The sequence below is a fragment of the Cytobacillus praedii genome (assembly GCF_001439605.1).
GTDB classification, from domain to species: domain Bacteria; phylum Bacillota; class Bacilli; order Bacillales; family Cytobacillaceae; genus Cytobacillus; species Cytobacillus praedii.
In genome coordinates this window covers 404301-411403 of record NZ_LMBX01000001.1, presented here as the reverse complement: position 1 = coordinate 411403, position 7103 = coordinate 404301, and the positions used below count along the sequence as shown (strand labels likewise).

The following is a 7103-nucleotide window of genomic DNA, read 5'->3' as shown; positions in this document are numbered from 1 at the left end:
TTCTATTTTTCTTCTTTTTCGGGAACCAATACCACTGATTGGGTCCTCTTTTTTCTATTTTTCTTCTTTTTCGGGAAACAATAACCCTGATTGGGTCCCCTTTACTCTATTTTTCTCTTGTTTCGGGAACTAATAACCCTGATTGGGTCCTCTTCTCCCTATTTTTCTCTTGTTTCGGGAACCAATAACCTTGATTGGTTCCTCTTCTTTCTATTTTTCTTCTATTTCGGAAACCCATACCCCTCATTGATTCCTCTTCACTCTATTTTCCTCCTATTTTGGGAACCAACACCACTAATTGGTTCCTCTCCACCCTTTTTTTCTCCTATTTCGGGAAACAATAACCCCGATTGGTTCCTCTTTACTCTATTTTTCTTATATTTCGGGAAACAATAACCCTAATTGGTTCCTCTCCTTTCAATTTTTCTTCTATTTCGGGAAACAATAACCTTGATTGGTTCCTCTTTACTCTATTTTTCTCTTATTTCGGGAAACAATAACCCTGATTGGTTCCACTTCACTCTATTTTTCTCTTATTTCGGGAACCAATAACCTTGATTGGTTCCTCTCCTTTCAATTTTTCTTCTATTTCGGGAAACAATACCCCTGATTGATTCCTCTTCACTCTATTTTTCTTCTATTTCGGGAACCAATAACCCTATTTGGCTACTTTCTACTCTATTTTCCTCCTAATCTAATCACCAATCGTACCTACCTGCTTCCATAACTACCAACTGCCTGATCGTCTCCGAGACAAAAAAACTGGTTCATCGTCCCGGCAACAGACTCAATATACAAAACAAAAAAACTCCTATTTTAGAAGTCGCTGTTAGCAGATACAACAATCAGACTTCTAAATAGGAGTTTCTTTTTCATCTTGCCAGCTCTTCGAATCTTACCTTTCCTCCTCTTCTCAACTGGACAACCTTCCACAGATCCTCTCTGGCAATCTTCCCAATGGTTGAGTAGCCGCCAATTGTTTGGGCGTCTGCCATTAGAATAATTGGCTGTCCGCTATTCGGAACTTGAATGGTTCCGAATTGAGTAGCTTCAGATAGGATGTCGCTTCCATTTATAAATCTAAGGGGGGTTCCTTCAAGGAGATACCCCATTCGGTCTCCGCCTTTGATCTGGTAAGTGGATTGAAAGAATTCACTCAAGCTGTCCGGTTGAAAACGGTCGAGATGCGGACTCGCCCAGACCTTTACCTTCACATCTGCAGAATATTCAGGAATTTCACTTCGGCAAAGCCCTCTTTGAAAGGTTTTAGATTTCTCTTGTCTAGCAAAAAGAATCATCTCTTTTTTCAATGGCGAACCAAGCTGGCCCTTTGGATAAACAGACGAACTGCCTAAAAGCTCTTCAGACAGAAGACCGCCTTCTGGCATAACATACGCAATGCTCCCTTGCACCGGTCTCGTAAAGATTAATGTTTGACCCTGATAGATATTGAAGGTTTTCCAATTTGGCACTGGCTGGCCATCTAGCTTTGCTCCTAGATCAGCTCCTGTAATTACAATTCGATGATTATTCAATATTTCTAACTCTATCCCGCCTAAAAAAAATTCTAGCCCCGGACAATTAGTATCATTCCCTAGTATATAATTGCCTAATCGAAAAGCATGGAAATCCATCGCACCAGATACAGGTACACCAAACCGCTGATAACCTGGGCGGCCCATATCCTGAATCGATCCATAAACTCCCGCTTTCTTCACCCTAAACAGCGGAATCATATCGGCTTTCCTACTGAACGAACAAGAACTCCTGCATCTTCCAAAACCTTGCGGATCTCCGCTGAATAGAGGGCTGCGTTCTTTCCATCACCATGGAAGCAAATGGTATCTGCCTGTAAAGTTAGCCATTGTCCAGACTGCGTTTTAACCCGTCCGTTAAAAACAATTTCCTTCACCTGTCCAAGAATGTCATCAAAGGATTTTAATACAGCATCTGGCAGAAGTCTTGAACATAGCCTGCCCTCTTCCGTATAGCGCCTATCCGCAAAAGCTTCTGAAGCAGTTTTTAAGCCTATCTTCTGCCCTGCACGAATAAGTTCACTATTGCATAGCCCGAATAAATACGCTTCGGGAATAGAGTCATAGACTGCTTCTGCAATTGCTTCGGCAATTTCACTCTTTTCTGCTGCGGCATTATAAAGTGCGCCATGAGGCTTCACATGCTGAAGCGGCACCCCATGAATGTCACAAAATATTTTTAACGCCCCGATTTGATAAACAACACAATTATAAATTTCTCTCGCTGTCATTTGCAGCTCCCTGCGTCCAAACCCTTGCAAATCTGGATATCCTGGATGAGCTCCAATAGCTACTCCAAAGTCCTTTGCACTCTTCACCGTCTCCCGTATGACATTAAAATCGCCTGCATGAAACCCACAAGCAATATTAGCGGATGTTATGTGCCGGAAAAGTGCTTGATCTTCTCCAATTGTATAGGCTCCAAAGCTTTCTCCGATATCTGCATTTAAATCAATTCGCATAACGGCACCTCCTTGTAAGTGAAAAATACGATCCGTCTACCGTTATTTTGCATGAAAATTTGTACTTCAGCTAGGTAATTTTCCTCATCTGTCTCCCCTACGAGTAAGTGAAACTCAATCAGTGAGGGTTTTCCGAAGCATAGGACGTGCTAGTACCCACGTTGCCACAGGAGGTGGCGTTCTTAGTCGGCCTTCATCCCCCACTGATTGTTAGTTGAACCAATGGGCTGTAAGACCCCCACTGAGAATTTTTCTGTTCCCTCAACTTCTTGAAGCGGGGGGGGCTTACAGCCCGTTAATCTGCGATAAATCGCTTGATTTCCTCTGGATCACTAGCTAATTCTTTGCTTATTTCATGAAACTCACCAAGCGTAACTGGCTGAAATTCTAGCTGATCTCCTGCCTGAAAGAAAAATGGCTCTTTTCTTTCAGGCACGTATAGTTCAAACGGTGTTTTCCCAATGATATTCCAGCCTCCAGGACAATCCAATGAATAAATCCCCGTTTGGCTGCCTCCAATTCCTACAGTCCCTCTTGAGACCTTTTCTCTTGGTGTAGGTAATCTAGGCGTTTCCAGCCTTTCATGAAGCTTGCCCAAATATGGAAAACCAGGCAGAAACCCAATCATATAAACCGTATATGTATGCCCAGCATGAAGGGAAATCACTTCTTCCCGTGTTAGTCCCGTATGACTTGTTACTCGGTCCATATCTAAACTAAATGTATCATCATAGCAAACGGGAATACGCAACTTTCGTTCCATTCGTTCTGACTCTTCTTCTTTGCTATTTATCCACTTAGTCAATAGACGTTCAATCATTTCATTCGGTTCTGTTAATTCCTTTTTAAAATAAACCGTAACCGTGTGAAAGCTTGGCACGATTTCCTGAAAGTAATGGCCTGAATGCTGTTCAGCTATTTTGCAAAACTTCCGCACCTTATAATAAGTGTCTTTTTCCACTCTGCTGCCAAAGCTAAAGCGCAGGCTGTTCTCACCCGTTATCATTGCTTCTGGAAGCTGTTCATATGATTTATTCATTTTCTGACAAAGCTTTAATGCAAGTAAGAATTCCTTTTGTTAAATCTTCATGGGACCAGCTTGGAATTTTCCCGTGCTCAATGGCAAGTTCATGAGAGGCAGGAATATGTATAAATCCAGCAGGCATGCGCTTATTTAGCTTTTTCGCATAGTGGAGCCCTTGATACATTACGTTATTGCATAAATAGGTACCAGCTGTATTTGAAACTTCTGCAGGCAGTCCCGCTTCCGTTAATCGATTAACCATTTTTCTGATGGGAAGGGTGGACATATAGCCATCTGGTCCCAATTCCTCAATAGCCTCATCCACCGGCACATTGCCGCTATTATCAGGCTCTCCATCGTTTACATTAATCGCGATTCGTTCGGGAGTCATTTTAAAGCGGCCGCCTGCAAGCCCTAAAGAAATAAGGGCATCCGGCTGAACAGTTTTCAAATGTTCTAAAAGCTGTGCACCCGATTTCTTAAAATCGACCGAAAGGATTTCACTATGAATCTTATAATCTCCAACTACTTGCCCGTTCAGTTCGTCCACAATGCGCATCGTTGGATTAATGGTAAATTTTAAAAATGGTTCGAATCCGGTTAATAATAAAGTCTTCATCGTAATACCCCCTTATAAAAGTTGAATGGGACGAACTCGTTCATAGGATAGCCCATTCACATGTTGATGCTTTACATCGGTCCTCGCCCTTTGAAGTACATCCAAAATCGCTAAATCAAAGACAATATGCGCTTCTACACAGCTCTTAAGCATTTCCCCATACACTACCTCATCTGCCGTCTCCGAAATAATTTCCGCTCCAATCCATTCTGGATATCTTGAAACACCAAGTGTTGAATAGCTAGGTGCAACGCTTGGCTGCCGATAAAAATGAATACCCGGCGCTTCTTCAATTGGAAATACCTCTGGAAGCCATTGGTTTCCATACTTTCTAAATCGCTGTTTCCAATAGCTATTTTCCTTTTCTATTTCCGTCCCACTAATTGCTTGGCTTATCTCGTTAACAATTGCATCTAAATTTTCCTCATGCCTTGTACGGAAAGCACCGGTTGATAATCTTCCAATCCCATAAATCTTTGCACTTGGAAGGAAATATGATACAGGAAAACGCGGCGGGCTGTTGTAGCCAGCAAAAGGCTGAACCCATTCATGAGACGGAATGCCATGATCGTCGACAATAATATCTGGCGCCCATCTCCGCAGAACCTCAGGATAGATATTGGCCTCACCAAATATCGTTTCCTGAAAACGGACAAATGAATATTCCAATCCAACTGCATTATATCTTGCGGCATGATGCTTCCACTCCGGATGTTCTTTTGTAAGCTTTGTCATTAATTCATAGCCATCCGGGTTGGCTAATGGAAGAAGGACAAGATTCATTTCCTTCAGCAAATGATCAGAGCGTTCACAAGCTCGCTCCAGCAGCTGCAGAATAGCAGGCGTACTTGACACTTCGTTTGAATGATGTCCCGCCTCTATGAAAATCGTTTTCTTAAACAAGGTCATTTTTAAAGGAGAATCATATTCTTCACCTGTATCTAGGAAGCATTCAATAATCGGTATCGCGTGTCCCCGATAAGAATGATCTGGATATAACACCCGATGGGAAGGATGATTATTTAGCCACTCATTCACATCTGGATGGAGATGCCGGTCAGGCTTTTCAAATGCTTTTATTGGAAGAGTGATTTCCTCCGTGCCATTTGTCAGCGCTGCTTTAGAAAAATCCCCTGCCTCATTAAACGAAATAGCGGTTGTTACCCACTTCTCACTTTGTTTATCTTCCCATCCATAGACTCGAATTCGTGCTTCCGGCTTTTCCCCCACCCTCACATGCATAAAAGGGTGGACGCCGCCAGGTGCATCAAATGGCTTGCCTTCAAGCTTTTCACCTAAATAAGCAAAATAATCCAATGTATTAAAGTATAAATCTTCATGCAAAGCCTCTAGTGCAGAAACCCGTTCCTCATCTACTTGAAGCTTTACTTCCTCCTCACTCATCCACACATCCATTTCGATGCGGTCAAATAACGGTCTTGTATGCCCCTGTCCTGGTTGGTAATCAGATACAGTGTCTCTAAGCTTCGGCAGTACCTTATCCACATAAAAACGGTAAAATCGTTCTCTATCCGTTTGAATCAAGTGCTCTTCTGCCACTCCATTTTTCCAGATGCGAACAGCACTTGAAACCGGATAAACATCATGCTTCCCGTCAATATATGGCAGTCTTGATACAGGGACATCTAAAGAGCTAATAAAGTGCTTTTCCCCTTGTCCATTCAGTCCATACACTTCATATGTATGGGGGAGATTCCCCTCTAATTTGTATGTAACCAAACCTGCCTTCAAACCTATTTCCTTTTCGATCAATCGATCAGCAGGATATAGCTCCTGAATCCAGCGAATCGGCAGCTCAAGTCCCTTTTCACCTGCATCTTCTTGTACATTTATTTCAATTCCTTTAAAGGCCTGCATACTAGGAATCATTTCTTCCATCAGCCAGTGCAAGCCTGTTTTAAATGCGGAGCGAATGGTCAAGGAATGGACTTGCGGAAAGATTTCTCGCCATTTCCTTTCAAGTCTTCTCCGAACCTCCATTGGTTCCGATAAAAAGATTTCTACATCCGTACCGGCAAGATGTTCTTCCCTTTTTAAAAGATCAAAAGCCAAGTCTACTTCCCGCTCATCCGTCCATTCCATATCAAATAGAAGCGGTGGTTCCTTTTTTTGCGATAAGTGATGCTTCTGATCCCAATACCCAAATACCCCGCCTTCACTCCAGTGCTTAGCCCTTGCAAGCTGATAGGCGGCAGTTGTTATATTTTCTTTTCTTCCTCTAAGCTGCAAGATATTTGGTTTCACAAGCTCCAAAATAAGATCATCGGCTTCTATCACTTCCAACAGCAGACTCGCTTCCTTATTCCCTGTAACCGGAAATACCATTTCCGTCGAATACATAGCACTTCTTGCAGCGAAATAACATAGCTCCCGCAGAAGTTCTGCAGACAGGCATGACTTTTCTGCGTCTATATTCATATGAAGAAGCTTAGCTGGAGAGGCTTCGTTGTTTTTTCCCATCCCTGAAAAACTCCATAAATCACTTAAGCTATTGATTTCAGGTGCAGCAGCATGATTACTTTGGTAAACAATCGTTGAAATGGACGTTTGCCCCGCATATAGCCTTCCATTCCTTAATACAATTACATCGCTTTCTTTGCCCATCTGTTCAGGGTCCATCGCAGCTAGAAGCTTTAGCAGATTCGATAGCTCCTGCTCACTTTGATAACGGATAATTAGCTGATCCTTTTCCAAGCTAATATCCGTAGCTGTTTCCGAATACACAAAACTTAACTTTACCGCTTGCTCACACGGTTCAAAGAAATGAAAGGATAAAGCAGTCGTTTCAAATCCTAGACGGGCACAAAAATCGATAAGCCCTTCAGGTGCAAGGTTATCCGGCAGATCAATCCATACATTTGTGCCATCGATGACACCGTCCCCATTTTTATCACGCAGAAGGCCCTCTTTCGTCCAAATCGAGAAAATGTTTTCCACCTGTA

The 7103-nt window shown here is 42.5% G+C and carries 5 protein-coding genes; all 5 read right to left on the bottom strand.

Annotation, left to right across the window (positions count from 1 at the left end; translation table 11 throughout):
- Window positions 1-872 precede the first annotated feature (872 nt).
- On the bottom strand, window positions 873-1736 hold the full coding sequence (locus ASU02_RS01925) for a 5-oxoprolinase subunit C family protein (protein ID WP_057760397.1): 864 nt from the start codon (window positions 1734-1736) through the stop codon (window positions 873-875).
- On the bottom strand, window positions 1733-2497 hold the full coding sequence (locus ASU02_RS01920; protein ID WP_057760395.1) for a LamB/YcsF family protein: 765 nt from the start codon (window positions 2495-2497) through the stop codon (window positions 1733-1735). The genes ASU02_RS01925 and ASU02_RS01920 overlap by 4 nt, the downstream gene beginning before the upstream one ends.
- A gap of 295 nt (window positions 2498-2792) precedes the next feature.
- On the bottom strand, window positions 2793-3536 hold the full coding sequence (gene pxpB, locus ASU02_RS01915; RefSeq protein WP_057760394.1) for a 5-oxoprolinase subunit PxpB: 744 nt from the start codon (window positions 3534-3536) through the stop codon (window positions 2793-2795).
- Window positions 3529-4140: a pyroglutamyl-peptidase I gene (locus tag ASU02_RS01910; protein WP_057760392.1), complete on the bottom strand. Its 612-nt coding sequence runs from the start codon at window positions 4138-4140 to the stop codon at window positions 3529-3531. Before ASU02_RS01910 ends, pxpB begins: the two co-directional genes overlap by 8 nt.
- A 12-nt stretch (window positions 4141-4152) precedes the next feature.
- Window positions 4153-7098, bottom strand: coding sequence for a M14 family metallopeptidase (locus tag ASU02_RS01905; RefSeq protein WP_057760390.1), 2946 nt, complete (start codon window positions 7096-7098; stop codon window positions 4153-4155).
- Between the last annotated feature and the right edge of the window lie 5 nt (window positions 7099-7103).